Source organism: Pseudoalteromonas sp. PA2MD11, from assembly GCF_017808125.1.
Lineage (GTDB): Bacteria > Pseudomonadota > Gammaproteobacteria > Enterobacterales > Alteromonadaceae > Pseudoalteromonas > Pseudoalteromonas simplex.
On the sequence record NZ_JADKNF010000015.1, the window covers coordinates 12,299 to 38,365 of the forward strand.

At 41.6% G+C, this 26,067-nt stretch carries 27 protein-coding genes; 11 read left to right on the plus strand and 16 right to left on the minus strand.

Going from position 1 to position 26,067, the window contains the following annotated elements:
- From ISP07_RS15420 to ccoG, 5 genes are all read left to right on the plus strand, one after another.
- On the plus strand, window positions 1-282 hold the full coding sequence (locus tag ISP07_RS15420) for a YeaC family protein (protein ID WP_054552899.1): 282 nt from the start codon (window positions 1-3) through the stop codon (window positions 280-282).
- The gene (locus tag ISP07_RS15425) at window positions 272-2,953 is read left to right on the plus strand and encodes a DUF349 domain-containing protein (RefSeq protein WP_209328133.1); all 2,682 of its coding nucleotides are present in this window, start codon (window positions 272-274) and stop codon (window positions 2,951-2,953) included. Before ISP07_RS15420 ends, ISP07_RS15425 begins: the two co-directional genes overlap by 11 nt.
- Window positions 2,954-3,007: 54 nt before the next feature.
- Window positions 3,008-3,565 (plus strand): DUF1439 domain-containing protein, encoded by a 558-nt coding sequence (locus ISP07_RS15430; protein ID WP_166340678.1) that lies wholly within the window; start codon window positions 3,008-3,010, stop codon window positions 3,563-3,565.
- Window positions 3,566-3,676: 111 nt separating this feature from the next.
- On the plus strand, window positions 3,677-5,083 hold the full coding sequence (locus ISP07_RS15435; RefSeq protein WP_209328134.1) for a sigma-54 interaction domain-containing protein: 1,407 nt from the start codon (window positions 3,677-3,679) through the stop codon (window positions 5,081-5,083).
- 151 nt (window positions 5,084-5,234) lie between these two features.
- Entirely contained in the window at window positions 5,235-6,617 is a 1,383-nt protein-coding gene (ccoG, locus tag ISP07_RS15440) for a cytochrome c oxidase accessory protein CcoG (protein ID WP_209328135.1), read from the plus strand.
- Window positions 6,618-6,654: 37 nt separating this feature from the next.
- Here ccoG and ISP07_RS15445 read toward each other — a convergent pair whose 3' ends face one another.
- The 3 genes from ISP07_RS15445 to ISP07_RS15455 all read right to left on the minus strand — a co-directional run bounded on the left by ISP07_RS15445 (window position 6,655) and on the right by ISP07_RS15455 (window position 8,816).
- Window positions 6,655-7,071 carry a hypothetical protein gene (locus ISP07_RS15445; RefSeq protein WP_054552903.1) on the minus strand — a complete coding sequence of 139 codons (417 nt, stop codon included), beginning with the start codon at window positions 7,069-7,071 and terminating at the stop codon, window positions 6,655-6,657.
- Window positions 7,072-7,256: 185 nt separating this feature from the next.
- Window positions 7,257-8,162, minus strand: coding sequence for a M14 family metallopeptidase (locus ISP07_RS15450; RefSeq protein WP_209328136.1), 906 nt, complete (start codon window positions 8,160-8,162; stop codon window positions 7,257-7,259).
- Between the two features lie 63 nt (window positions 8,163-8,225).
- Entirely contained in the window at window positions 8,226-8,816 is a 591-nt protein-coding gene (locus tag ISP07_RS15455; RefSeq protein WP_209328137.1) for a hypothetical protein, read from the minus strand.
- Between the two features lie 152 nt (window positions 8,817-8,968).
- Between ISP07_RS15455 and ISP07_RS15460 the strand changes: the two genes are divergently transcribed.
- Window positions 8,969-10,006: an AI-2E family transporter gene (locus ISP07_RS15460; protein ID WP_054553083.1), complete on the plus strand. Its 1,038-nt coding sequence runs from the start codon at window positions 8,969-8,971 to the stop codon at window positions 10,004-10,006.
- A gap of 210 nt (window positions 10,007-10,216) precedes the next feature.
- Here the strand turns inward: ISP07_RS15460 and ISP07_RS15465 are convergent, their stop codons facing one another.
- The 5 genes from ISP07_RS15465 to ISP07_RS15485 form a co-directional block, all read right to left on the minus strand.
- Entirely contained in the window at window positions 10,217-10,633 is a 417-nt protein-coding gene (locus ISP07_RS15465; RefSeq protein ID WP_209328138.1) for a hypothetical protein, read from the minus strand.
- A complete protein-coding gene (locus ISP07_RS15470; protein ID WP_209328139.1) occupies window positions 10,620-11,957 on the minus strand; it encodes an ATP-binding protein in 1,338 nt (445 codons plus the stop codon). Before ISP07_RS15470 ends, ISP07_RS15465 begins: the two co-directional genes overlap by 14 nt.
- Window positions 11,951-12,625, minus strand: a complete 675-nt coding sequence (locus ISP07_RS15475) for a response regulator transcription factor (protein ID WP_054552907.1) — start codon at window positions 12,623-12,625, stop codon at window positions 11,951-11,953. The genes ISP07_RS15470 and ISP07_RS15475 overlap by 7 nt, the downstream gene beginning before the upstream one ends.
- A gap of 2 nt (window positions 12,626-12,627) precedes the next feature.
- A complete protein-coding gene (locus tag ISP07_RS15480; RefSeq protein WP_054552908.1) occupies window positions 12,628-12,879 on the minus strand; it encodes a PepSY domain-containing protein in 252 nt (83 codons plus the stop codon).
- Window positions 12,880-13,030: 151 nt separating this feature from the next.
- On the minus strand, window positions 13,031-13,330 hold the full coding sequence (locus ISP07_RS15485) for a YciI family protein (protein WP_054552909.1): 300 nt from the start codon (window positions 13,328-13,330) through the stop codon (window positions 13,031-13,033).
- A gap of 176 nt (window positions 13,331-13,506) precedes the next feature.
- Here ISP07_RS15485 and ISP07_RS15490 point away from each other — a divergent pair, with 176 nt between their 5' ends.
- Window positions 13,507-14,931 (plus strand): sodium-dependent transporter, encoded by a 1,425-nt coding sequence (locus ISP07_RS15490; RefSeq protein ID WP_054552910.1) that lies wholly within the window; start codon window positions 13,507-13,509, stop codon window positions 14,929-14,931.
- A 55-nt stretch (window positions 14,932-14,986) separates the two neighbouring features.
- Here the strand turns inward: ISP07_RS15490 and ISP07_RS15495 are convergent, their stop codons facing one another.
- Together ISP07_RS15495 and ISP07_RS15500 are read right to left on the minus strand one after the other, a co-directional pair.
- A complete protein-coding gene (locus tag ISP07_RS15495) occupies window positions 14,987-15,625 on the minus strand; it encodes a type II CAAX prenyl endopeptidase Rce1 family protein (RefSeq protein WP_054552911.1) in 639 nt (212 codons plus the stop codon).
- Between the two features lie 58 nt (window positions 15,626-15,683).
- Window positions 15,684-16,271 (minus strand): inner membrane-spanning protein YciB, encoded by a 588-nt coding sequence (locus tag ISP07_RS15500; RefSeq protein WP_054561224.1) that lies wholly within the window; start codon window positions 16,269-16,271, stop codon window positions 15,684-15,686.
- A 193-nt stretch (window positions 16,272-16,464) separates the two neighbouring features.
- Here ISP07_RS15500 and ISP07_RS15505 point away from each other — a divergent pair, with 193 nt between their 5' ends.
- Together ISP07_RS15505 and ISP07_RS15510 are read left to right on the plus strand one after the other, a co-directional pair.
- On the plus strand, window positions 16,465-16,734 hold the full coding sequence (locus ISP07_RS15505; RefSeq protein WP_054561225.1) for an HU family DNA-binding protein: 270 nt from the start codon (window positions 16,465-16,467) through the stop codon (window positions 16,732-16,734).
- A gap of 136 nt (window positions 16,735-16,870) precedes the next feature.
- On the plus strand, window positions 16,871-17,443 hold the full coding sequence (locus tag ISP07_RS15510) for a type 1 glutamine amidotransferase domain-containing protein (protein ID WP_209328140.1): 573 nt from the start codon (window positions 16,871-16,873) through the stop codon (window positions 17,441-17,443).
- Between the two features lie 62 nt (window positions 17,444-17,505).
- On the opposite strand, the gene trpA is transcribed toward ISP07_RS15510, so the two are convergent.
- Genes trpA through ISP07_RS15540 form a run of 6 tightly spaced genes read right to left on the minus strand, consistent with a single transcriptional unit; the run spans window position 17,506 to window position 24,066 of the window.
- On the minus strand, window positions 17,506-18,318 hold the full coding sequence (trpA, locus tag ISP07_RS15515; RefSeq protein ID WP_209328141.1) for a tryptophan synthase subunit alpha: 813 nt from the start codon (window positions 18,316-18,318) through the stop codon (window positions 17,506-17,508).
- The gene (trpB, locus tag ISP07_RS15520; RefSeq protein ID WP_138619900.1) at window positions 18,315-19,499 is read right to left on the minus strand and encodes a tryptophan synthase subunit beta; all 1,185 of its coding nucleotides are present in this window, start codon (window positions 19,497-19,499) and stop codon (window positions 18,315-18,317) included. The genes trpA and trpB overlap by 4 nt, the downstream gene beginning before the upstream one ends.
- Window positions 19,500-19,506: 7 nt before the next feature.
- On the minus strand, window positions 19,507-20,871 hold the full coding sequence (gene trpCF / locus ISP07_RS15525) for a bifunctional indole-3-glycerol-phosphate synthase TrpC/phosphoribosylanthranilate isomerase TrpF (RefSeq protein WP_209328142.1): 1,365 nt from the start codon (window positions 20,869-20,871) through the stop codon (window positions 19,507-19,509).
- Window positions 20,864-21,883 carry an anthranilate phosphoribosyltransferase gene (gene trpD / locus ISP07_RS15530; protein WP_209328143.1) on the minus strand — a complete coding sequence of 340 codons (1,020 nt, stop codon included), beginning with the start codon at window positions 21,881-21,883 and terminating at the stop codon, window positions 20,864-20,866. The genes trpCF and trpD overlap by 8 nt, the downstream gene beginning before the upstream one ends.
- Window positions 21,884-21,892: 9 nt before the next feature.
- Complete coding sequence (locus ISP07_RS15535) at window positions 21,893-22,498, minus strand: aminodeoxychorismate/anthranilate synthase component II (RefSeq protein ID WP_209328144.1); 606 nt, start codon at window positions 22,496-22,498, stop codon at window positions 21,893-21,895.
- The gene (locus ISP07_RS15540; protein WP_062565124.1) at window positions 22,498-24,066 is read right to left on the minus strand and encodes an anthranilate synthase component 1; all 1,569 of its coding nucleotides are present in this window, start codon (window positions 24,064-24,066) and stop codon (window positions 22,498-22,500) included. The genes ISP07_RS15535 and ISP07_RS15540 overlap by 1 nt, the downstream gene beginning before the upstream one ends.
- 523 nt (window positions 24,067-24,589) lie before the next feature.
- Here ISP07_RS15540 and rnm point away from each other — a divergent pair.
- A complete protein-coding gene (gene rnm, locus ISP07_RS15545; protein ID WP_209328145.1) occupies window positions 24,590-25,429 on the plus strand; it encodes an RNase RNM in 840 nt (279 codons plus the stop codon).
- Window positions 25,430-25,438: 9 nt separating this feature from the next.
- Entirely contained in the window at window positions 25,439-26,059 is a 621-nt protein-coding gene (locus ISP07_RS15550; RefSeq protein ID WP_063704570.1) for an L-threonylcarbamoyladenylate synthase, read from the plus strand.
- Window positions 26,060-26,067: the final 8 nt, after the last annotated feature.

Consider the following 26,067-nt stretch of genomic DNA (forward strand, 5'->3'; position numbering starts at 1 on the left):
ATGAATATTGATCACATCGTTAAAAATATCACCCCAGAAGTATTTGAACGTCTTCAGTATGGTGCCTCTACGGGTAAGTGGCCAGACGGCACCCCTTTGACTGAGGAGCAAAAACAACAAACCGTTCAACTCGTGATGCTTTATCAAGCTAAAGTTTCGCAAAGCAATGAGCAGTTTACCATTGGCGCAAATGGTGAAATGGTGCAAAAGAGCAAAGCTCAATTGCAAAAAGAATTCGCATCAGAAAATGAAATAGCTAGGTTTAGTGAAAATGATCTTTAAACACCTGTTTACTCCAAAGTGGAAGCATCCTAAAAACCAAGTGCGTTTAGCTGCGGTAGAACGTCTTGATACAGAGCGTGACCTTAGCATCTTAAATAGCATTGCCCTTGAAGACAGCTCAGCTGAAATACGCAAAAAAGCATTAAACAAAGTGAACGATATTGTTTTATGGTGGCAAGCATACAAGCAAGACCAAGCACTGAAAGACCTTGCTGAGCAGCATATTAACCAAGCGGTTTTAAATACCGATAGCCAGCTAGATGCAAATATCAAAAATGAGTTTATTGAGCGTTATGCACCAGTCAAAACTCTTGAGAAACTCGCCTTTGCAGAAAAAGAACTTCAAGTTCGTGTTAAGTTATTAAAGCGTTTAGCAAACCCAAGCTTAATTGATAAAGCTTTTAAAGAAGGCCGTGAAGAGCTGCAATTGCAACTTGTTGAGCTTGTGATTAATCATCAACTTGCTAAATCACTATTAAAGCATGCAAAAGGTGAGGCGCATACCCAACTGGCGACTCATCTTGACAATGAACGCTTAGCGATAGAAATGCCTGCCAAAGTAGAAGCTGATACACGTGTGGTATTAGCAAAGCTTAATGCGCTTCGTGATAAAAATGACTTTCAGTTAGTGTCGATGCAACATGCTGAGTTATTACAGCAGTGGCAAGCTATCGAACTAAAATGGCTGAGCGATGAGCAAGTAAGCACGTTAGATAAGAAATATTCAGCGATTACGCAAAAGCTTGAATCGCACATTGCAGTTTTAAGTAAAGAGCATGAAGCAGCGCAGCAAGCGTTAGCTGAGCAACAACGTCAGGTATTGGCACTTGCAAGCCTTGAAGCAATTGGCGAAGAAATTGAAAATGCATTGCAATTAGGTTTAGAAACACCAGAGCAAATTCAACAAGATTGGCTAGAGGCAAAAGTTGCAGAGGCAAAAGATGCCTTAGTAGAGGCGGACTTAGCTGATAACCAAACTGTGCGTGATGTAAAACAACATTTAACAAATTTATTTAAGCAAGTTGAGCAGTTACCGCAACTGGTTAGTGCTATTGCTGAGTTTAAAGAGGCATTTGATCAATTAAATATCGTTGCGACGACTGAAGACGAAAGCGAGTTTGACGGCTTAAAACAGCAGTTTGAGCAACAGCAAAAAATAGCACGCAAAAAGCTGGCAAGTATTCCTAGTCGTTTACAAGGTCGCTTTAAAGCCAATTTAGCTGAAACAGTAAATAGCTGGCAGCAAGCGATGGCACCGCTGACGAATAAGTTTGAGAAAAACCAGCAAACAGCGAAGCGCAAAGCCCGTGATGTAAAACGTTTAATTGAGCAAGGTCGCTTTAATATTGCATTTGGTGTGTTTAAAGGTTTTGAAGAGCTATACGCAACACTTACAGACTATTACAAACAGCCATTAAATAGCTTGAAAGCTGATTTAGAAGCCCAACTAGCAGAAGCAAAAGATTGGCAAAAATACGCATCGGCACCAAAGCGTGATGCGCTACTCGTTGAAGTAAATGAACTTGTTGCAACCGAGTGTACTGACCCTAAACAACGCGCAGAGCAAGTTAAACAGTTGCGTCGTCGATGGAATGAGTTAGGACGTTTAGATACTGATGCAGAAAAACAACAAGGCGAGTTATTCGATCAACAAATTGAATTACTGTTTGCGCCGTGTCGTGAGTATTTTGCAGAGCAAGAGCAGCAACGTGAACAAGCTAAAGCACAGCGCGTTGAAATAATCTCGCAAATGCAGCAGTTAACAGAGCTTGATAGCTCTTCTGATGAGTTTGATTGGAAGCAGTTTGAAAGCAAGTTCAACCGTACCGCAAAAGCGTGGCGCTCTGCAGGCAATGTAGATCCTAAAACATACCGTGAACTACAAGCGGAATTTAAAGCTGCGCAATCACAAGTTCAAGGTCAACTTGCTGCATTTCATAAAGCAAATGCTGAGCAAAAAGCTGTACTTGTTGAGCAAGCAACAAAGTTATCGCAAAGCGGTGATTTAGCTGCTGCGTGCCAGGAGCTAAAAGCACTACAACAAACATGGCAGACTATTGGCTTTGCTGGAATGAAAGCTGAAAACACTTTATGGCAGCAATTCAGACGAGTTAATGACGACACCTTTGCTAAGCGCAGTGCCGAGTTTGAACAGCAAAAGCAAGTTCAGCAACAAAATGACGAAGTTGCCGCAGAACAATTAAGTGAGCTTGAGTCTGCACTTGAGACCGTGGTGCACCTTGCACAGCTTAAAGATTTAACAGTGAAGCTTGCAGAGCTTGAGTACTCAAAAGCATTATCGGCACGCGTGACTCAGTTAGAGACCGCGATTAGCGCAAAAACAGCGCTAATTAGTAAGCAAGCAGAGCAGTCTAAATTAACGGCTTTATTTGCTGCTCTTGAAAGCAACAGCGAACTGCCTTCGCAGTTTCAAGCTTCATTAACAACTAAGCTAAACGCTGCGCAGCTGTTAACCCGTATCGAAATTCTGGCAGGCGTAGAATCGGCTGATAGTCAGTTACGTATGACAGAGCAAGTTGCGATGTTAGATGATAAACACCGTGGCGAACAGGCAGATGTTTATTATTACTTAAAGCAATTACTTGCAGTCAGTGAGGGTTCAGTTTCAGCTGACACACTAGCAAGGCTTAAAGCAATATTTGCAATTTAACGAATAAAACCGCTTTTTAAAGCGGTTTTTTTCCGTGTGTTTTTGAGGAAAACAATGAGAATTTTATTACTACTTACCTGTTTATTTTTAGGGGCATGTAAAACGACAGATCAAGGGATGTCTGTTTACTCGTTTACCAACTCTGAAATTGAAGCAGCCCTTGCTAATCAATTACCAAAACTAAGTGAACAGATTAAGCTGATGGGCTTACCAGTTGATTTTGCGGTAAACGACCTGAGTGTCAATGTTGGCCCAGATAAACGTGATGTGGTGGTTTTAGGGGCCGATTCTAGTGCCGTCATCAAAGCGTTTGCGCTTAAGTATCCAGTACGCTTAAAGCTACAAATCGAAGGTAGCCCATTTTATGACAGCGAGAAAAAAGCGGTCTTTTTACGTAATGTAAAACTGGTTGATACAACAATCGACACCGCGGGTTTCAAGGGCAGCTTAAACTTATTAGATGATCAGGCAATGCAAGTGATTAACGGCTTTTTAGCGGTTAATCCTGTCTATAAGTTAAATATGAACGACCCTAAAGTTGCACTATTGAGCAAATTACCATTAGATATGAAAGTATCTCAGGGCGAAATTATTTTAGTGCCCACACTGTAAAACTATTTGATATTTTAAAGCGGCTTCTAGCCGCTTTTTTTGTAATTGCTTGTTAAGCATGTTTAACCTTGCCATAATTGCTCGTGATATTTCGCGAATTGAGTGATGGCTATGATCAAGGAATTTTTAAACGACCCCACATTGCTGCTAAATGCCGTAGGTGAAGGTATTTATGGCTTCGATTTATCGGGTAATGCGGTTTTTGTAAACCCTGCCGCTGAGCGCATGACAGGCTGGAAAGCAGACGAACTCCTTGGTAAAAAAATACATCAATATCATCACCATACTCGTAAAGATGGCTCGCCATATCCCGCAGATGAATGCCAAATATATTGCACCATGTTCGATGGCAAACACCGTCATGTAAACGATGAGGTATTCTGGCGTAAAGATGGAAGCTATTTTGCTGTTGAGTATACTTCAACGCCAGTTTATAAAAATGGTGCCTTGATTGGGGCAGTCGCGATTTTTCGCGATGTATCAAAACAGCAGCAAACAGAAGCGGCGTTGCGTGATGCCTTAGTACAAGTTCAGCACCTATCTGAGCAGCTTCAAGCTGAAAATGCTTACCTTATTTCAGAGTTAAATGAAGATTGGCAAGATTCTGGTTTAGTTGGGCAAAGTCATTCATTTCAAAGTATGCTCGAGCAAATTACCTTGGTAAGCCAAACCAATAGTACGGTTTTGATTTTAGGTGAAAACGGCACGGGTAAAGAGCTGGTGGCACGAAACCTTCACCGCTTGAGCAATCGTGCGGAGCAACCTTTCATAAAAGTGAACTGTGCGGCGTTTTCAGCCAACTTAATTGAGTCTGAGTTATTTGGTCATGAGAAAGGGGCGTTTACTGGCGCTAATGAACGCAGAAAAGGGCGTTTTGAACTGGCTGATAAAGGCACTTTATTTTTAGATGAAGTGGCAGAGCTGCCATTAGAGGCGCAAAGTAAATTACTGCGGGTACTACAAGAGCAAGAGTTTGAGCGCGTCGGGGGCAGTCAAACTTTAAAAGTCGATATCCGAGTGTTAGCTGCAACAAATCGTAACTTGTGGCAAATGGTTGAGCAGGGCAGCTTTCGAATGGACTTGTATTATCGCTTAAATGTGTTTCCTATTCGTGTGCCTGCGCTTCGTGAGAGAAAAGAAGATATTCCACTCCTCGCAGCAAATATTATTACGCAGCTGAACAAGCGCTTAGGTAAACAGTTAAAAGGGCTTAGCAAAGCAACACTCACCAAACTGGCGAATTATGATTGGCCAGGTAATATTCGTGAGCTACAAAATATTCTAGAACGTGAAGCAATTCTGTCTAAGCAAACTGTACTGCAGCTTTCAGCACCTTTGAGTAACGAGCAATCAAATGAGCAGGTGGTTTCTCTTGATGCAGTACAAAAGCAGCATATTTGTGAGGTGCTAAAACGCTGTAACGGGCAAATATCAGGTGAAAATGGTGCTGCAACCTTGCTGGGACTTCCCGAAAGTACCCTTAGATCAAAAATGAAAAAGCTAGCGATAAAGCGCTAAATCGTGAAATATCGCGATAACTCGCGATATATCGTGCTTTCAGTTGTTTGAATGTAAATTTAATCATTTAATATCAATAACTTATTTTTATTTTGTGTTGGCCTGATAGTTGCTCTGTCAGGCTATTACCGACACAAAAGTAAGTAGCAAAATGAAATTTGATATTAAAGAGCAAGACTTAATCATCAAGCCCTACAACCAAGAAGGGCCAATTTATATTCGTGAGCAAAAGGGGTATTTCCAACGTATCCGCCGTTACTTAGGCTGGGTGCTGATGCTGACGTTCATCGCCATTCCGTGGATCCCCTATGATGGCCGCCAAGCCGTATTACTCGATGTAGCCAGCCAAAAATTTACCCTGTTTGGTTTAACGCTGTTACCACAAGATTTTATGATCTTAGCTATGTTATTTATGACAGGGGCGTTTGCATTGTTTTTCGTCACTAATTGGTTAGGGCGTGTTTGGTGTGGTTACACTTGCCCTCAAACAATTTGGATGCTGATGTTTACTTGGGTCGAACACAAAGTTGAAGGTAACCGTAATCAGCGTATTAAACTTGATAAAGCTCAATGGTCAGTAAGTAAATGGCAAAAGAAAATCACTAAGCATGCAGCTTGGCTGGTGATCTCATTGCTTACATCTATGTCATTTATGGCTTATTTCATTCCTGCTAAGTCTCTATACATGAGCTTATTTACCCTAGAAATGTCTGGTATCGTCAGCTTTTGGGTATTCTTGTTCGCGTTTTGTACCTATGGTAATGCGGGATTCTTACGTGAAAAAATGTGTACAGTGGCGTGCCCATATTCGCGTTTTCAATCAGTGATGTTTGATAAAGACACGTTAGTTGTTACCTATGATCAAGCGCGAGGGGAGTCTCGTGGTGCGCGTAAGCGTAAAGCCGACCCTAAAGAATTAGGCTTAGGTGACTGCGTAGACTGTAACCTATGTGTCGAAGTATGTCCGGCGGGTATCGATATTCGTAATGGCTTGCAGTATGAATGCATAAACTGTGGCTTATGTATCGATGCATGTGATAGCACTATGGAAAAGTTCAACTATCAAAAAGGACTGATCAAATACGCCTCAGAAAAACAAATGGAAGGCAAAACGACCAACCCATTTAGGTTAAAACTGCTTGGCTATGGTGGTTTAACGGCGCTGTTTGTCGTGGGCATGGTTGTGTGGATGGCAATGCGAACACCTATTGAGGCCTCTGTCATTCGTGACCGTAATTCCCTGTATCGTGTTAATTTTGAAGGTTTAGTAGAAAACCCATATACCTTATCAATTATCAACAAAACACAGCATAGCTTGAGCTATTCAATCGGTATAAGTGGTATTGCAGAAGCAAGCTTACAGGTGCCTGAAAAGATAACTGTTGAAGCAGGTCAGATGAAACGTGTGCCTGTCACTGTGGTTGCTGATGGCTACGAGTTAAAGTCAAAAGTAACGCCTATTAGTTTTCACATTCAAGCATTAGAAGATGCTGATATCGCAATAACTAAAGAAACTAAGTTTTACCGAGATTAACCTCAATCACGGCTCTAGAAACGAAAATGGCTTGTTTTTAACAAGCCATTTCTGCAAATTCGAGCTGCTTTAGCACATAAGCTTTAGCGCTGTCTAAATCATCAAATAAACAGTCCATTATTTGAATTGGAGATTGTGCTTGTGCAATGATGCGTTTCATTTGATTAAGCACAATAGACGAGCTAAACATATAAGCGGTTGCTATACAGTTAGTGCCTTGCAGGGCACGGAATAATTGAGTAAAACCACGTTCTGCATCAGGGGTGGTAGCAAGTAAATGGGTAGAATGACTAATATACGCCCACGGCTTTCCAGCGAAAGCAGTAATATGCTTTTTTAAATTGATTGCAAAGTCATTGACTAAACGAGCGTTAATATTGCCAGAAAACTGCCCAATAACAATTGGACCTTCAGTAATAATCCTGACACTGCCATAGTGATTCTTAAATTCCAATTTGCTTCCTTTTGAACTTAAAAAGAGCGCGAATTTTATACAATTCTATGTATGTGTCTAGTTATTTAGTATACAAATTTCAAAAAACATAACTTTTTCATTAATTTTATTTTTATGTGAATCCTATCTAATTATTTTGCATTGGAGTGAATAAATAATCCACTCCCTTTTTAAAGTATAGCTAACTATTTGTTAACAATGTAATTTAGAGCACCGCTAATTGAGGCTACTTGTGCATCAATACAAATGTCATCATTTGCTTGTGGACTATCAGGGTAAACCTCTGTTGTTGTGACATATTCTGCATCGGTTAAGCCCATACATAACCCCAGTTTTTTCGCTTGGTAATTAATTACACCAAATTGAGTTTGTGGTACGCCAATCAATTGGTTATTCTCATCACTTGGTGCGATGTGGGTTACTTTCTCAACTGATTTTATAATCGCTGCCTGAAATGCATCATGCGGACGCTCACTATCAGCGACAAGATAAAAGCCATCAGGAATGTTCCAGTTATCGTGGGTCGTTGCATCACGTGCTGCTAGAGCAGGGCGAAACTCACTATTATCAGTGTCTGTCGTTTCATGTAGGTCAATATGCACATAAGGTGCAATAGTGTTATTTGCTAAATATTGTATAATTGCTGCAGACTCTTCAGCGGGGCTATCTGCATAGAAAGAGCGATTTGGATCCGTGGCATTTGGATTCCAGCGGTTAATCGTTTCATATCCCCAAGGGCTGATACACGGAGCCACTAAAATATTAAAATCAGCAAAGTAGTCTTTGGCACTTCTCTTAGCAAACGCTAAAGCACCATGCACGCCACTTGTTTCATAACCATGAACACCACCGGTAACCAGCACAACAGGTTTATCAGCTTGCCATTGTTTGCTCTTTAAAATGTAAAGAGGGTATTTGTTGCTGTCGTAACTTAATGCGCCATATTGCTCAATATTGAAATCGCTTGTTAAAGAGTCTAGTTGCGATACAACATCATCTAAATAGCTACGCTTTACTGACTGTAATTCAAACCATGCTTTCTTATCTTCTTTGTTCCACGGCTTACCAGGGGTTCCTATAGGGTAACTCATAAAATACCTTGTTGTGACTTGCTGCAAAACGCCAAGCTTATCTAAGCTGTTAAGCTGCTGCAACTAGATAAGCTCAGTAGTAAAGTTACCTTGCTCGTACAGCTTTGCATGATGGTGCTTATGGGTCTCAAATAAGTAATTACGAAGTGCATCTTCACCCTGACACACTTTCATTATTTTTCCGGCAATTCCTTTGCTGGTCGTTCTTATTGGCTTTACGCTAAGAATAACCTGTTCTTCACTCGGTAAATTAAATGCCAACAGTATTTCTTTATTAAGATCGGGTGATTGACGCTTTGGCTTGAGTAACACGCCTGTGCTTGATAAAGACAGTATCTGAAATTGCTCTGTGTGAATTTCAAGATCAGGCGTACGCCAGCTGCGCTCAATGCCTTTGGTGTCTATTACTTCTGGTGCGCTAAGTAAAGGGATCAGCTGACCATTCTCGTCCTTGGTAAATTCAAGCGGAAACCACAATTGATAAATCCCCACTTCAGCAAGCAGTGTCAGTTTGGCATTGGTAAGTAAGCCGTTTAATTTATCAGGCAAATTGAGCCTAACAGACATTTTTGTGTCGGTTGGATCGTTATCAGTCCGTTCTGCCTCGAATAAACGGTTGAAAAAAGTGAGTTCTTGTTCGGATAAATGTGCCATATAAAGCTCCTTTTAAAGCACGCTTAGTTATATGTATCATAAATTGTTCAAATTATGCACGTATAAAGAGCATTAATTGTGCCAGCAGCTTTGTGATTTATTTTGCGACGTATTTCACTTACACTGATAAAAAAACTAACAAGGATTTTATTTTGTCGAGCCTGACTGGTGTAAATAAAAGTTTAGTGATATTTGCTGCTTTAGTCGTTGTTTTAGCGGGTATTAAAGCTGCAAGTGTGATTGTTATCCCATTTGTATTGGCAGCCTTTATTGCCATTATTTGTAATCCCTTAATTCGTTTCTTTGCCAAATACGGTATCCCTAAAGGCATTGCTGTTGTATTTGTGATGTTGATGATTGTCGGTGTAGGGATAAGCCTTGCCGGGTTGGTTGGGCAATCGATGACCGATTTCTCTGAAAAGCTGCCTGAGTACAAAGCACAACTAAAAGAAGAATTTGTCTGGGTGGTTAATGTTGCAGCGAGTTATAACATCCTGATTGATAAAGAACAGATTATTTCTTTATTCGATCCGGGCAAAATGATTGATGTTGCAACCAACATGCTCACAGGCCTTGGTGGGGTGATGGCGAACTTGTTTTTGATCATCCTAACCGTGGTATTCATGTTATTTGAAGGGCCTATGCTGAGCAAAAAAGTGCATTTAGCATTGGACGATCCTGAAATGAAAATGCAGCAGGTTGATCGCTTTTTAGATTCAATTAATTCTTACCTGGCTATTAAAACGCTAGTTAGCTTAGGCACAGGTATGCTTGCAGGCTTTATGCTGTGGGCACTTGATGTTGATTACTTTGTACTTTGGGGTGTAGTGGCGTTCATGCTTAATTACATTCCAAACATAGGCTCTATCATTGCTGCGGTGCCTCCTGTGTTACTTGCTTTGATAACTCAAGGCCCACTGGTTGCAGGGTTTATTGCTGGCGGATATTTGGTTATTAACACCGTCATGGGTAACATTGTTGAACCGCGCTTTATGGGTAAAGGGTTGGGTTTATCGACGCTGGTGGTGTTTTTATCGTTAATATTCTGGGGCTGGCTGATGGGGACCGTGGGCATGTTGTTGTCAGTCCCATTAACCATGATAGTTAAAATAGCTTTAGAGACTAGTCAAGAAGGGCGATGGTTAGCTACCTTGCTTGGCAATGGCGAAGAGCTAAAACTTGAAGAGTAATACCAATCCGCAATAATACTTAATCATTTTGAGGGATTAAACCTGTCGCTATCTGCGTTAAAAATTTCTGATTTAGAACAACTAAATAACGAAATTTTTGCCTTGCTATCAACGAGGTTTTCTTGCCTCAAAATAGACCACTTAATTAAGCGAATTGGTATAAAAAGGCGCTTAAGCGCCTTTTTACTTCTCAAACTGTTTGAGTTGCTATTACTTTAGAGGTCGCTGTAAAACCTGCACATGGTTTTTTAGGATCTCAATTTCACATTGTTTGTAGGCAATAGCGGCTTTCGTACTATTTGGCATTTTTTGTAGATAACGCCAACGACAGCTGTCTTCTAAATAACGCTCCTGGTTCTTGATGCTGCGATTAAAAATCGGTAGCAATTGGCTGTTACCGCTATCTTCTTTGATTTTCTCAAGATCCATAGTGAGCTTATTAATCCACATCTTTTGGTCGCGCTGCAGATCGGCGATAACTTGATCAAGACATTGAATATAGCGTTTGGTGTCATCGGTATTGTTGCTAGCAAGCTCACACGTTTGCTCTGCTTGAGCATGCGATGCACTCACAATTAAAGCTAGAAAGCTGCCCTTAACGAGTATTGATGTTTTATTTTTTATCATGGTAATTAAACTCTAATATAAACTCAGCACCGGCTAGTTTCTCTGCATCTTTAATGGTTAAGGTGCCATTATACGAGTTGACTAAATCCGACACGATAGCCATGCCGACACCGTGGCCACTTTCATAGGTATCGAGTCTGGTACCGCGAGTCAGTAATGATTCACGCTTGTGCTCAGGGACACCTGGGCCATCATCACTTATACTGAGGGTTAACTTTTTGTTCTGCTTAACCTTTATATCGACCTGTGAACGGCAAGCTTTACAGGCATTATCGATTAAATTACCAAGTAGTTCCATCAAATCTGTTTTATCACCTAAGAAATAGTCTTTTTCACTAACCTCAGAGGTAAAAATAATATCTTTGTCGCGATAAACCTTGCTCATCGCGCTTAGGATTGAATCAATAACAGGCTTGATATGAGTTTGTTTCTTCCAGGTGTCAGACGCACCTGTTGCAGCGCGCTTTAACTGGTGTTCGATCATCACATTAATTCGGTCTAGCTGCTCTTGTGCATCCGCATCATTGGCTAAAGGGCTTGATTTAAGCACTGCCAAAGGCGTTTTTAATGCATGAGCAAGGTCGCTCAACGAAGCACGGTAACGCTCTTTTTGGCGTTGCTGCGATTCAAGCAATAAGTTTAAATCGGCTTTAATAGTTTGTAGTTCAACCGGGTAAAGACCTTTAATTTGTTGGTTATCACCCGACTCAATGGCTTTAATTTCTTTATCGAGTCGTTGCAATGGTCTTGCACTCCAAACAAAACCAATCGCCATGAATGCAGCAATGGACACTCCCATGACATACATCCAATTTACGAGTGTCTGTTTAAAGCCATCCATCAACCTCAGTAGGGCATCATTACGCTTTAATAGGATAAAACGTGCATGCTCTGATTGGTCAATGTTTTCTAAAATAACGGTAAGGGTTAATTGCCAATATACGGTATTGTTGTATTCAACCCGACGAAAATCCGCAGAGCCAGCTGGGGCTTCAAAGTTATCAGGAATAAAATTGATATTAGTAGCCGATTCAGAATACCAAACTGGTAAGTCACCGCGATAAACCATCGCGTAGGTATCTGAGTTTAATCGATTTAGCTCTGGCGTTAAGATGGTGCTAGGCATAACAATGCCACGTTCAGTGAAATCAACTTCAGAAATTAATGAATATAAGTGAGCTTCGAGGGTTTTTTCGGTCGCTTCGACCAAAGAGGCGTAGTAAGCCTTACCAATTGAGAAAAACAGAATTGGTAGGGCGACTAATAAAACAAAGACAAGGATAAATCCTTGTCTTACTTTAAGCGGTATTTGCGATGCTACCACTGACTTTTAAGCCTATAACCACGGCCGCGTAATGTTTCAACTGGGTTAAGGGTACCATCAGGGTCAAGCTTCTTACGTAAACGCAATACGAAAACTTCGATTACGTTTGAATCAAGGTCAAAGTCTTGGTCGTAAATGTGCTCTGTGAGTTCAGATTTAGAAATTACCTTTTGTGGATTAACCATTAGGTATTCTAAAACTTTGTATTCGTATGCCGTTAAGCTAAGTTCTTTATCGTTAACCCATACTTGCTGTGAGCGAGTATGAATTTTAATAGGGCCAGCTGTCATTTCTGGGTTTGCTTTACCGGCGCTACGGCGGATAAGCGCATTACAGCGGGCAATTAGCTCTTCAACGTGGAAAGGTTTAGTTAGGTAGTCATCTGCACCAGCATCTAAGCCTTCTACTTTATCTTGCCAACGGTCACGTGCCGTTAAAATCAAAATAGGAATGGTAATACCTTGTGCGCGTGCTTTGGTAATTAGTTCAATACCATCAACTTTAGGTAAGCCTAAATCGACTACCGCCATATCTAGCGGGTATTCGGTAATATGGAATAAACCAGCTTCACCATCGTGACAAAGGTCAACGCTGTAACGCTCTTTTTCTAGGGCATTACGAAGGTTATCTGCTAAGTGTAAATCATCTTCAATAACTAAAATTCGCATTCTTAATCCTTTTTCACTTCGCCAGTCTTTTTGTTCACATGGACATCAACCACGTGGCCGTTCGTTTTTAAAATTCTTACGGTAAATACTTTATCTTGCTCTGTGATTTTTAGGGTTCGGCCGTCTTCAGACTTTTTGGCGATCGTCACAGCCTGCTTTTTAGTCACCTCTTGGGCTTGTTTCTTATTGGCATCAGCATGAAAGCTTGATAATGCAAATAAAAGACTAAAACTGAAGGCTAATAATATGCGCATGACGGGGAACTCCTAAACCAGACCCATTTAGTTTAATTAACCAATTAACTAAAATTCAAGTAATTACGTTAAATTCTGTAATTCAATAGCCAAATCTTAGTTAATAAGCCGTGAACAAACACTGAATTATTGGTTCAGTTAAGTTCAGAGGTTAACCAAATACTTTCTTAAATGGTTTTACGACTGAGTTGTCGTAAACACCCGCCGCAATATACGGATCGTTTGCAGCCCATTCACGTGCTGCTTCTAACGACTCAAACTCAGCAACCACTAATGAACCAGTAAAACCAGCGTCAGCTGGATCTTCACTGTCAATGGCTGGCAATGGGCCTGCCGTAAATAAACGGTTTTGATCGTCTAATTCTTGAAGGCGTGCTAAGTGAGCAGGACGTGCAGATTTGCGAGCTTCTAAACTATTTTCAACATCCGTTGAATAAATCATATACAGCATGGTGTGTTCTCAATGTTATTTTTAAAAAATAGTAGCATATTCTTAGCAATAGACGAGAGATTATTCGCGTAATAATCTTTACACAAACCCATATAACTTTAACTTATAAAGCTTGAAATACGCGGTGTAACACTGGTAGAGTCGCTGGGTTGAGAAAATAATAATAAGGTTTTTAAATGAGCGAAAAACGCGAGCATTTTAGCTCCCGCCTCGGTTTTATTTTAGCGGCAGCCGGTTCTGCTGTAGGTATCGGAAACTTAGTAGGTTTTCCTGTTTCAGCCACAAAAAACGGCGGTGGTGCTTTCCTTTTAGTCTATGCATTGTTTGTCATTTTTATCTGTTTGCCAGTGATGATGGCTGAAATGGCCATGGGTCGTAAAGCGCAAAAAGATCCACTAGGTTCATACAAATTTTTAGCGGGTAATGATCCAAAATGGAACTTTGCTGGCTTTTTAGCTGTATTAACGCCATTTATGATTGCTGTTTTTTACATGGTGATCACGGTATGGATTTTCGGTTATTTATCGCAAACCGCTTTTGGTAATCTAGATGCCTTAGCGCAGCCGGATAATTTTGGCACCTTTATCAATAGCTACACCGTGTTTGGTTATATGGCCGTGGTTGCCATCATCGTTAACTTGATTTTAGTGGGCGGTGTTAAAGAAGGTATTGAAAAAGCGGCTAAGTTTATGATGCCAGCTTTATTTGTACTACTCACCGCGTTGGTTGTATACGTACTAACTCTTGATAACGCAATGGCCGGTGTTAAGTACTATGTTGTTCCTGACTTTTCAAAAATGGATGCCAGCGTATTAAATGGTGCATTAGCTCAAGCGTTTTTCTCGTTGTCACTGGGTATGGGTATCTTAATGACCTATGCATCGTATATTTCTAAGAAAGATGACATTGTTGGTAGTGCAAAAATGGTTGCAGTCACTGACTCGATGGTGGCATTCATTGCTGGTCTAATGGTGCTTCCAGCTATTTTCAGTTTTAACCCAGATACTGACCCTAGTAATTTATCAGATTCGTCAGTATCGATGATTTTTGTCTACCTACCAAAAATTTTATTAGCGTTACAAGCTGATATTGGCTACGTGGGTGCATCAATTGTTGCGTTTGTATTCTTCTTACTTGTCTTTTTTGCTGCAATTACGTCACTTGTATCAATTGTAGAGGTGCCAACAGCGACTTTAAGCGACCGCAAAGGCATTAGCCGTAAAAAAGCACTGGCTATCTTAACTTTATCTACAGGTGTTTTAACTGTGCTGTGTACAATGTCATTTGGTATGGTTGACTCGCTTACAAAGTTTGTTAGCTATGGCGGTGCAGATAAGAGCTTATTTGATATTGTTTATGATGTGTTTTACGACACAATTTTACCGCTTAACGGTTTAATGGTGTGTTTATTCGTTATGTATCGTTGGAAAAAAGCAAACTTGTCGGCAGAGCTAAGCCAAGGCTGTGAAGGCTATATTGGCAGCTTCACAGAGAAGTATGTGAACTTCTCACTATCAACGTTTATCCCTGCCATTTTATTACTAATTTTTGTAAATACGGTGGCGACTAAGTTTTTTGCATTTAGTATTTTCGGATTTTAAAGACCAGTTCAATACTTAGCCGCGCACTTTGCGCGGCTTTTTTATGCCTATTAAATTAAAAGGCCCCCGCATCGAGCACATCACCCAAGCCAAGGGTAAACATCCAAAGTCCCCATAAACTGTGTTCAATCACACACACGAAGGTTGAGCGGCTTTGCGCATAGGTGTAAGAAAACAGCAGCCCCCCTAAAAAAGCCAACAGTACAGCCAAAACATTCGCATAGACAATATGCGCCAACGCAAACACCGATGCGCTGACAATAATACGCACCGTTTTACTTGGCATAATGCGTTTGTAGCGATGGAAAAAGTAGGTTCTAAAAATAAGTTCTTGCGGCATCACCGATAAAATAGGGTAGAGCAATAACAACATTAGCCAATCGTTAAATGAGTTTCGTGGCAGTGAAAACCAGTTTTCTTGATTCATAATCCCGTAAAACATTCCAGAGAATAGCGCCCCTAAAAAGAAGAAACTAAATAAGCGACGTTTTACCGCACTAAATTGCCCAAGGCTTGTTAAACGAAAGCGTTTAAAATGGGGATCAGATAAAAGCAACATGCCGCACACGGCCATTAAAATAATAAGGGCAGGAATAAGCCAGTTAGCGAGATAGGCACGAAGAAAAAAGCCTAATAGCGGCAGAGAAACAAATATGAGGGTAAATTCAAGCCAGCGGTATTGGTTAGCGTTCAATGTCGTCTCAGCGTGTTTTTTGCTTACGCTAACAAGCTAAGACGACAGATTTATGACATTAAGATTGCTTTGGATCTTTCTCTTCGTCATCTTCTGGTAAGTATTTGAATAGGGTGATGATCGTTGCTAACACGCAAACAAAGGTAATGCCCATTAAGCCAAACACTTTAAAGTTAACCCAAAAATCGAGCGAGAAGTTATAGGCAATGTAGATATTCAGCGCCGAGATACCAGCAGTCACCGCAACCCAAAACAGGTTAAGCTTATTCCATAGCGCTTCAGGTACATTGATTTCTTGCTTACTCTCAGAGGCATTTTCTAAAATCGAGCTTAGTGCTTTTTTCACTAAGTTTTTGCCGAGTACATAGCGGCTTACCAGCAAAGTAACACTGAAAATGGCATACACAATGGTGGCTTTCCATTTTACGAACTGCTCGTCGTGGAACACTAAGGTGAGGGTACCTAACACCACCGCTATGGCAAAAAACACCCAGTGACGGGTTGGCACTTTACCATCTTTAAAATAACAGTAAGCAACTTGAATTAAGGTGGTTAGCATCAGCAAGGCTGTTGCCCAATAAATATCAACTAACTTGAAAACCGCAAAAAATAAAATCAGCGGGATGTATTCAATAATCGCATGCATAAATTTACAAATGCTCTAATTTAAAAAGATACTGGGTTGTATCAAGTTATCGTGCAAGATACAAGGTTGACTTAGCAGCCCTGAAAGCTTAGCCTCCCGAGCCAATCTGGCCTAAACCTGCGTTTAGGTTGTTTTACCTTATCTTTTTCCGCTTAACCTCAGATGATTAAGCGGCGTATTTTGGAGCACTTTTATGAATAAAGCCGCGTTAGTATCGCAAATGGCTGCCCACAGTGAATTAACAAAAAAAGACACTCAAGCTGCCTTAACCAGCATGTTAAATGCTATCGAAAAGTCTCTTTCTGAGGGCGATCAAGTGCAAATTAATGGCTTTGGTACGTTTGCTCTGAGTTATTACCCAGCACGCAAAGGACGCAACCCACAAACCGGTGAAGAAATTGAAATAGAAGGCGCTAACAAGCCAGTTTTTAAACCTGCTAAAGCACTCAAAGACGGTTTATAAGCAGGATTTGCAAAGCTGTTGTAGTATTTACAGAGCATAAATAGAATACCTGAAATTTATTCAATATTTTCAATCTATTAAGTTTGGCATGTTGTCTGCTGTTAATCGTTTAGGTTTACCTAAATAAGGAGATAACATGTCAAATTTAAATAGCCAACTGAATGGTAAAAAGATTGCCATTCTTGCAACCAATGGTTTTGAGCAAAGCGAGCTATTGTCACCACGAAGCGCATTATTAGAAGCGGGTGCACTTGTCGAAGTTGTGTCACTTGAGCGTGGCGATATCACCGCATGGGATGAAAACCAATGGGGGGAGCGAGTCAGTGTTGACCGTGTAGTTAGTGAAGCAGACTCTGCAGAGTATTACGCGTTACTGCTTCCTGGTGGCTTATTCAACCCAGATACGTTACGTCAAAATAGCGAAGCAAAAGCATTTGTTGATGGTTTTTTCAGTGCCGGTAAAAACAAGCCCATCGCCGCGATTTGCCACGGTCCATGGTTATTAGCCGAAATTAATAAACTACGCGACCGCAAAGTAACCTCATACCCAAGTATTAAAACTGATTTAATCAATGCAGGAGCTAATTGGGTTGATCAAGAGGTGTGTGTTGATGAGGGCATAGTTACAAGCCGGAGTCCAGCCGACCTGGAAGCCTTTAATCGTAAGTTTATCGAAGAGATTAAAGAGGGTGTGCACCGCCATCATTAATCATAGATTGTTAAGCACAAAAAAGGGCCTACATGGCCCTTTTTTAAGTAATAAAAACAAACTTACTTTGTAGCTGCTTTCATACTAGCTACAAACTCTTTTAAACCAGTTAGCATTGCTGCTTGATCATCAAGGTTTGCCTCGATAATTTTAACAACCGCAGAGCCTGAAATCGCACCAGCGGCTCCTGAATCGAGTGCTGATTTAACATCTTCCGGTGTTGATACACCAAAGCCTAATAATGCCGGTGCAGCATGGTAATCTTTTAGTTTTTTAACTAATGAGTCTGCTGGCATTTGTGCCTTGGTTTCTGTGCCTGTCACACCTGCGCGTGAAAGAAGGTATGTGTAACCACGGCCATATGACGCACACTCTCGTAAAGTGTCATCATCAGCATTCGGTGTAGCAATAAAAATTGGGTCGATGCCATTTTTCATTGCTGTTTGGCGAAATAGCTTTGATTCATGTAGCGGCACGTCAGCCACTAAAATTGAATCGACACCGGCTTCTTTAGCATCTTGATAAAACTTCTCAATGCCACGTTTAAACACTAAGTTTGAATACAATAACAGGCCAATTGGAATATCGGCATTGTACTGGCGCACTTGCTTGATGATATCGAAGCAATCTTGGGTATTGATGTTTTCATCAAGTGCACGAATGTTGGCCGCTTGGATCACTGGGCCATCTGCAATCGGATCTGAAAATGGAATCCCTAGCTCAAGGGCATCGGCGCCGCCATCAATTAAACTTTTGATGATTTCTACGCTCAGTTCTTTATTAGGATCGCCAATCGTAACAAAGGGTACAAAAGCACCTTGGTTTGTTTCATTTAATGTGGCGAACAGTTGTCCGTAACGGTTAGTCTGGCTCATAGTGCGCCTCCTTCTGATAAAACACTGTGTACGTGAGCTAAATCTTTATCGCCTCGACCGCTTAGGTTAACCACTAAAATGGTGTCTTCGGTTTGTTGCTCGGCATATTTAAGGGCATATGCGAGGGCATGGCTTGATTCAAGCGCTGGAATAATCCCTTCGTTCTTAGCCAGTAGTTGGAATGCTTCAAGTGCTTCAGTATCGGTAATACCTACGTACTCTGCACGGCCAGTTTCATGTAAGTGCGCATGCTGTGGACCAACAGCAGGGTAATCAAGGCCTGCTGATACAGAGTAAGACTCTTCAATTTGACCATCATCATCTTGCATAATATAGGTATAGGTACCGTGTAAAATGCCTTTTGTGCCTTTACATAAGGTTGCACCATGCTGGTGGGTATCTAAGCCTTTACCAGCTGGCTCTACACCAATTAATTTTACGCTTGGCTCATCAATAAAGTCTGTGAACATACCTATCGCGTTAGAGCCACCACCCACGCAAGCAAGCACAGCATCCGGTAAGCGGCCTTCAGCTTTCAGTACTTGTTGTTTTGCTTCTTCACCAATCATTTTTTGGAACTCACGCACCATGGTTGGGAATGGGTGAGGGCCTGCTGCAGTGCCTAGTAAGTAGTGAGCATCTTTGTAATTTGCTGACCAGTCACGAAGGGCTTCGTTTACGGCATCTTTTAAGGTACCAGAGCCTGCTGTGACAGGAATAACCTCTGCGCCCATTAGTTTCATACGAAATACATTTGGTTGCTGACGTTCAACGTCTTTTGCACCCATGTAAATACGGCATTTTAAGCCTAGTAGGGCACAGGCTAGGGCCGTTGCAACACCGTGTTGGCCGGCACCTGTTTCTGCAATGACTTCTTTTTTACCCATACGTTTGGTAAGGAGTGCTTGACCAAGTACTTGATTGGTTTTGTGCGCACCACCATGGAGTAAATCTTCACGCTTTAAATACAGTTTTACCTTAGGATTTTTAACTAAGTTACGTGTCAGTGTTAATGGTGTAGGGCGACCTGCGTACTCATTTAATAGTTTTTCAAACTCAGCCTGAAAAGCAGGATCGTTTTGCGATTTATTAAACTCTGCTTCTAGTTGCTTGAGTGCTGGCACAAGCAGCTGTGGTACAAACATACCACCGAATTCACCGAAATAAGCTGGATTTTGCATTCTAACCTCAATAATTTCTGATATGCGAAAACGCATTTTGTAATTTTGTTTGGCACTTTTTACCCGCTGACGCTTCAACGCCAGAATTTAGGTCAAGACCATTAGCACCGCGATAAAGCGCTGCGTGAATATTTTCTGGGTTTAAACCCCCGGCTAACATAAACGGCACGGTTGCCGTCTCAAGCACAGACCAATCAAATGCTTCGCCTGTGCCGCCTTTTTGGCTTTTGCTGTAAGTGTCGTACAAATGGCGGTCAACCCCTTCAAGCGGTTTGGGTAATTCGCCTTTAACGGCTTGGGCTTTCCAAATTTCACAGCCAAGCGGTAATTGCTTTCTGAGACTTTGAATATACTCGTTATTCTCATCGCCATGTAATTGCACTGCAGCTAATTTTAAGCTTTGTGCATAATCGACCACTTGTTCTAGAGGTGCATTGACAAACACACCCACATACGCGAGCGGGGCACTTTGCGTAACTTGCTTGGCACAGTCGATATCGACATAACGCGGTGACTTAGGATAAAAAATTAAGCCACCATACACAGCACCACTGGCGTAGGCTGCCATCGCATCTTGTAAACGGGTTAAACCGCACACTTTGTTCTCACCTAAAATGACTTTACGGCATGCGGCTTCTAAGTCGCGCTCAGCCATTAATGAGCTGCCAATTAAAAAGCCATCGCACAATGGTGCAAGGCGTTTTACATCTTTATGGGTATAAATGCCCGACTCTGAAATTACCACTTTGTCATTTGGGATAAGCTGACGTAAACGCTCAGTTGTTGCAAGATCAGTGCTTAAATCACGAAGGTCGCGGTTATTAATACCAATTAGGCTGGCATTAAGTGCCAGAGCACGGCTTACTTCTTGCTCATTACTGACTTCTGTCAGTACTGACATGTTTAAAGAGTCAGCCACTTTATGAAGCGCTAAATATTGCTCGTCATCAAGGACTGAGAGCATTAATAAAATGGCATCACCACCAGATAAGCGTGCTAAATATACTTGGTACTCATCAATAAAGAAGTCTTTACAAATAAGCGGCTGTTCAACTTGGCTGCGCACATACTCAAGGTACTGATAGCTGCCTTGGAAATATTTTTCATCTGTTAGTACGCTCATACAGGTTGCGTACTTTTTATAAACCGATGTAATTTCGTCTAAATTAAATGGTTCGCGAATAAGTCCTTTTGACGGTGAGGCCTTTTTACATTCTAAAATAAACTGTGTACCGGTTGCTGCTAATGCGCCTTCAAAGTCTCGCTTGGTTGGCACAACCTCGCTAATGAATGACTCAAGCGGGCGCTGTGCTTTTCTTTGTTCTAATTCAATACGTTTGTCGGCAACAATTTTGTCTAACACGTTAGCCATGACTTACCTCAATAATTGCGTTCAATGTGTCCATCGCTTTGCCTGATGCTAATAATTCGCTTACTTGATCTGCGGCTGCTTTTAAATCACTTGCTTTATCGGTTAAATAAAGAAGAGCGGCAACGTTGGCTATAATGGCTGCGTTATGCGCCATTTCACCTTGACCTTGTAAAATCGCTAAGCTTGCTTTTGCGTTATATTCTGGGCCTTGGCCTGCTAGTTGTTCAAGTGAATAGTTTGCAAGACCAAAATCGCTCGCTGTTAGCGTGTATTCACTCAGTTCACCGTTATTAAGTTCAACCACTTTGGTTGTTCCGTGTAAGGCAATTTCGTCAGTGCCTGCACCGTGAACCACCATAGCGCGTTTTGTGCCAAGGGTTTTTAGGGTTTCGGCCATTGGTAAACACAGCGAAGGGTCATAAACACCAAGCAATTGCACCTCAGGGGCAGCAGGGTTCGCCAGTGGCCCTAGGATATTAAAAATTGTGCGGCTTTTAAGGGCCGTACGCACGCCCATCGCATGGCGTACACCACTGTGATAATGCGGTGCAAATAAAAATGTAAAGCCGGTATTGTCTAAACAATGGGCAGCTTGCTCAGGGCTCATATCGATATTGATACCCAAGGCTTTAAGTAAATCTGCAGAGCCCGAGTTACTCGACACACTGCGATTACCATGTTTGACCATGTTGATGCCCGCAGCGGCAGCAACAATAGCAGCCGTGGTACTAATATTAATTGTGTTTGAGCCATCGCCACCGGTACCACAGCTATCAGCAAGTAAGGTTTTGCTGGTTTGAAATGGCACTGCATTGGCGCGCATTGATGCCGCAGCACCGGCAATTTCATCACTTGTTTCGCCTTTTAGTTTTAGGGCGATAAGTGCAGCCGTTAATTCAATATCATTAAGCTGGCCATTCATGATGGCGTCAAACAATTGAGTTGCTTGCGAAAATGATAAATCTTGCTTTGCTAATAATTGGTTTAACTGGGTTTGAGTTGTTGCTTCCATGTTATTCCTCTACTGCACGCGTGCGGTTAAAAATTCAATGCTTTGTTGTAATAGCAATGCGCCATTTGGCGTTAAAATTGATTCAGGATGAAACTGATAGCCAAGGGCATTATCTTGTTGATGGTAAATTGCCATCGGAATATTTTCATAACAAGCAATTACTTCAACGTCATCAGGGACTTTGGTTGCCATTAATGAATGATAACGAGCAACCGGCATTTTATCGCCCATACCCGCGAATACTGGTTGCTCAGTCAACGAAATAATTGATGACTTGCCGTGCACAGTTTCGCCTGCATGACCAATAACCCCACCGTAGCTTTGTGTTAGTGCTTGCTGCCCTAAACAGATACCCAGCATAGGGAAGCGACCTTTACACAGTTCAATGAGCTCCATTAAACAACCCGCATCAGATGGTGCGCCAGGGCCAGGTGAAAGTACTAATAATACAGGCACTGTCTCTTGGCTCATTTTGTCAAAGATGCTTTGTGCACTGATGTTATTACGGTATACCACTAACTGGCACCCTAACATAGAAAGTTCATCGACTAAGTTATAACTAAATGAATCAAAGTTATCTAAAAAGTAGATTTTATAGGCTGATGTTGTCGTCATTATTGTGCCTCGTAAGTCGATTGAATCGCAGTGATCACAGCTTGTGCTTTTGCGCGGGTTTCATTGGCCTCTGATTGTGGATCTGAATCAAACACCACACCTGCACCTGCTTGCACGTAGGCCGTGCCGTTTTTAACAAAGGCAGAGCGAATAACAATGCAGCTATCCATGGCGCCATCGCCCGTTAAATAACCCACTGCACCTCCATAGCTGCCGCGGCGTTTTTGTTCGGTTTGACGAACTAACTCAGCAGCGCGTACTTTAGGTGCACCCACTAAGGTGCCCATGTTCATACAAGCTTGGTAAGCATGTAGCGCATCGAGTTCAGGTTTTAAAGTACCCACCACGCGTGAAACTAAATGCATCACTTGTGAGTAGCGGTCTACTTTTAATAACTCTTTAGCGTGACGTGTGCCTGGTACGCTAATACGGGCTACATCATTTCTTGCTAAATCAACTAACATAAGGTGCTCGGCACGTTCTTTTTGGTCGTTGCGAAGTTCAAGCTCAATGCGGCTGTCTAGGTCTGGATTAATTTGCCCATTAGCAAACTTGCCACGAGGGCGAGTGCCGGCAATAGGGTATACCTCAACTTGTTTACTCTCTGCGCAATATTTGAGGGCTGACTCGGGTGATGCGCCGAATAACACGAACTCTTCATCGCGCATGTAAAACATATATGGGCTTGGGTTTTGTAGTTTTAATTGGCTGTAAGCATGAAGTGAGTCAGGGCAGGCGAGAGAAAAAGTACGTGATGGCACAACTTGGAATATATCGCCATCAACGATGTTATTTTTTAACTTGATGACATGTTCGCAGTATTGCTCGTCGCTAACATCAACAGAAATTGGGTTTGAGCCTGTTTGCTTTTGCCCTTGGTAGCTTTGTGCATTGTCACATACGGCATTTAAACGCTCTAACTGTTGACCAACCTCAAAGCAGTTTGCATGGACTTCAGGGCCGTTAAATACGTTGCCAATTAGCTCGGTTGTTTTTGCTTGATGGTCGATGACAACTAACGTTTCGGCGAGGTAGAAAACATAATCTGGGCAGCTGTTTTCGCCGTCAGGCACATCAGAAAGAGTTTCGAAATTAGCAACCATGTCGTAGGCAAATACACCGCCTAAGAACACAGAAAATGGGTTATCTGTGGTGCTTTTAATACTGTTAATACAGCTACGTAGCGCGCTAAATGCGTTATCTGCTACTAATTTACTGGCTTCATCAATGTCGCTTGCTACCTCGTTGTAGGTTAACGTTAATGTATCTTCTACAAGCTCTGCAGAGCAGTTTTGCACATGAGTTTGTAAATAAGGCAGTAATTGCTTGCCATTATTTGACTGTGCAGTGAGTGTGACCTGTTTGCCTTGGCAAACAATACGTAGCGCTGAGTCAACCAAAATTAGACTTTTTACACTGTCTTTAGAATCAATTTCAGCAGACTCTAACAGCAGTGAATTAGGCTTATCGAGTAAACTGTATAACGCAAGTGGGCTACTGATGTAGTCGCGCACTTGAGTGATACTGGTTACTTCACCCGGTGTCGTTGTTATATGACTAAAAATCAAACCTCATTCTCCCTCATTCCCAAAAACTCTTTAAAAAACAAAACCCCGCGAAGCGATGCTTGGCGGGGTTCGTATAAAGATGCCTATAAATTAGATAGACCCTTACCGTCCCGCTAAGCCAGGCGCCACCACCAATGATGTGTAAGAGTTGCTATGTAATTCATTATAAAACCTTAAAATTTAGATATAAAAAAACCCGCTATATGAGCGGGTTTTGAAATCGTTAGACACGACAATTCGTCACCCGCTAGTTACGAGTGCCACCACCAAATTGTGATTTGAATTGTTTTGTTCATTGTTATTGCTTATTTAACGTGTCTGAAAGTGCATACAGTAAAGCGTACCTAAGCGGATACTGTCAAGTATTAATTTACATATTAGTACGAGTTCGGCATTTACCCATCGCAATTGCCCATTTATGAGGGTAAAACACACAGCTATATAAGATAATCACGCTCTCGCAGTAAATTTTTGTTATACTCACATCATTGATTCAAGAACTTACGTAAAGCAGTCTTTCCCTTTGATAAAATACGATTTACATAGCCACACCACATACTCAGATGGTCAGCTATCAGTCGAGCAATTGTTACACCGCGCGGTTGAGAAAAACATAGATGTGTTTGCAATTACCGATCACGACACGTTAAGTGCGATAAAACCTGCTCGCCAAGTCATTACAAATGATAATTTACCGCTTAAATTAATTGCTGGCGTTGAAGTATCAACAAAATGGGAAAGCTTTGAAATTCATATTGTTGGCTTAAATGTTGATGACGAAAATGACGCACTGTTGTCATTATTACAAGCGCAACAAGGTAAGCGTGAAGAGCGCGCTTTAGAGATAGGTCGTCGCCTTGCGAAAAATGGTTTTGAAGGCATTTATGACCAAGCAAGGACATTTGCTGAAAACGCCCAGATCACACGCGCGCATTTTGCCCGAGCGCTGATTGAGCGTGGTGTTGCTAAAAACTTTCCTGGGGTATTTAAAAAGTACTTAGGGCGAGGAAAAACAGGCTATGTACCAAGTAGTTGGTGTGATATGCAAACAGCAATTGCTGCCATTCACCAAGCCGGTGGGGTTGCCGTTCTTGCTCATCCTGGGCGTTATCAAATGTCTAACAAGTGGCTACGTAAGTTAATTATTGAGTTTAAAGACGCAGGTGGCGATGCGATGGAAGTTGCACAACCACAGCAAGCACCCAGTGAGCGCCAGTTTTTAGGTGAACTGAGTCGTGAATATGGCTTACTTGCGTCACAAGGGTCAGATTTTCATTTTCCGACCAGTTGGTTGGAGTTAGGTAAAAATTTATACTTACCAAAAGATTGCCAAGGGGTTTGGCAAGCATGGGAAGGGCAATAGGAGCGTGTAATGAGTCAGTTTTTTCATATTCATCCAGATAATCCGCAACCACGCTTAATCAGCCAAGCGGTTGATATTATCAAGCAGGGCGGTGTTATTGTATACCCAACCGATTCGGGTTACGCACTTGGCTGTAGCATTGGTAATAAGCAAGCAAAAGAGCGCATTGAACGTATTCGTGGTATTGAAAAACACCATAACTTTACTTTGGTCTGCCGTGACTTATCGGAACTATCTACCTATGCTCGCGTCGATAATCAGTTATTCAGATTGATTAAAAATAACACCCCTGGGCCTTATACGTTCATCTTTAAAGGCACTAAAGAAGTACCAAAGCGTTTATTAAACGAAAAGAAAAAAACCATTGGTATTCGTGTTATCGAACACCCAATCACCTGTGCTTTATTGGCTGAATTAGGTGAACCGTTAATGTCGTGCTCTTTAATTTTACCGGGTGAGCAATATACCGAGGCAGATCCTGATGAAATTCGCGATCGCATTGAAAAGCAAGTTGATTTAATTATTCATGGTGGTTATCTTCCTGAACAGGCAACCACAGTAATTGACTTGTCGGATGATAGCATCGAAATCTTACGTGTGGGTTGTGGTGATACTAAACCATTTGAGTAGAGACTTCA

What these genes read in the sequence shown, in the direction of transcription:
- ISP07_RS15420 (WP_054552899.1), top strand. Translation starts at nt 1, where the DNA reads ATGAATATTGATCACATCGTTAAAAATATCACCCCAGAAGTATTTGAA.
- ISP07_RS15425 (WP_209328133.1), top strand. Translation starts at nt 272, where the DNA reads ATGATCTTTAAACACCTGTTTACTCCAAAGTGGAAGCATCCTAAAAAC.
- ISP07_RS15430 (WP_166340678.1), top strand. Translation starts at nt 3,008, where the DNA reads ATGAGAATTTTATTACTACTTACCTGTTTATTTTTAGGGGCATGTAAA.
- ISP07_RS15435 (WP_209328134.1), top strand. Translation starts at nt 3,677, where the DNA reads ATGATCAAGGAATTTTTAAACGACCCCACATTGCTGCTAAATGCCGTA.
- ccoG (WP_209328135.1), top strand. Translation starts at nt 5,235, where the DNA reads ATGAAATTTGATATTAAAGAGCAAGACTTAATCATCAAGCCCTACAAC.
- ISP07_RS15450 (WP_209328136.1), bottom strand. Translation starts at nt 8,162, where the DNA reads ATGAGTTACCCTATAGGAACCCCTGGTAAGCCGTGGAACAAAGAAGAT.
- ISP07_RS15455 (WP_209328137.1), bottom strand. Translation starts at nt 8,816, where the DNA reads ATGGCACATTTATCCGAACAAGAACTCACTTTTTTCAACCGTTTATTC.
- ISP07_RS15465 (WP_209328138.1), bottom strand. Translation starts at nt 10,633, where the DNA reads ATGATAAAAAATAAAACATCAATACTCGTTAAGGGCAGCTTTCTAGCT.
- ISP07_RS15475 (WP_054552907.1), bottom strand. Translation starts at nt 12,625, where the DNA reads ATGCGAATTTTAGTTATTGAAGATGATTTACACTTAGCAGATAACCTT.
- ISP07_RS15480 (WP_054552908.1), bottom strand. Translation starts at nt 12,879, where the DNA reads ATGCGCATATTATTAGCCTTCAGTTTTAGTCTTTTATTTGCATTATCA.
- ISP07_RS15485 (WP_054552909.1), bottom strand. Translation starts at nt 13,330, where the DNA reads ATGCTGTATATGATTTATTCAACGGATGTTGAAAATAGTTTAGAAGCT.
- ISP07_RS15490 (WP_054552910.1), top strand. Translation starts at nt 13,507, where the DNA reads ATGAGCGAAAAACGCGAGCATTTTAGCTCCCGCCTCGGTTTTATTTTA.
- ISP07_RS15500 (WP_054561224.1), bottom strand. Translation starts at nt 16,271, where the DNA reads ATGCATGCGATTATTGAATACATCCCGCTGATTTTATTTTTTGCGGTT.
- ISP07_RS15505 (WP_054561225.1), top strand. Translation starts at nt 16,465, where the DNA reads ATGAATAAAGCCGCGTTAGTATCGCAAATGGCTGCCCACAGTGAATTA.
- ISP07_RS15510 (WP_209328140.1), top strand. Translation starts at nt 16,871, where the DNA reads ATGTCAAATTTAAATAGCCAACTGAATGGTAAAAAGATTGCCATTCTT.
- trpA (WP_209328141.1), bottom strand. Translation starts at nt 18,318, where the DNA reads ATGAGCCAGACTAACCGTTACGGACAACTGTTCGCCACATTAAATGAA.
- trpB (WP_138619900.1), bottom strand. Translation starts at nt 19,499, where the DNA reads ATGCAAAATCCAGCTTATTTCGGTGAATTCGGTGGTATGTTTGTACCA.
- trpCF (WP_209328142.1), bottom strand. Translation starts at nt 20,871, where the DNA reads ATGGCTAACGTGTTAGACAAAATTGTTGCCGACAAACGTATTGAATTA.
- trpD (WP_209328143.1), bottom strand. Translation starts at nt 21,883, where the DNA reads ATGGAAGCAACAACTCAAACCCAGTTAAACCAATTATTAGCAAAGCAA.
- ISP07_RS15535 (WP_209328144.1), bottom strand. Translation starts at nt 22,498, where the DNA reads ATGACGACAACATCAGCCTATAAAATCTACTTTTTAGATAACTTTGAT.
- ISP07_RS15550 (WP_063704570.1), top strand. Translation starts at nt 25,439, where the DNA reads ATGAGTCAGTTTTTTCATATTCATCCAGATAATCCGCAACCACGCTTA.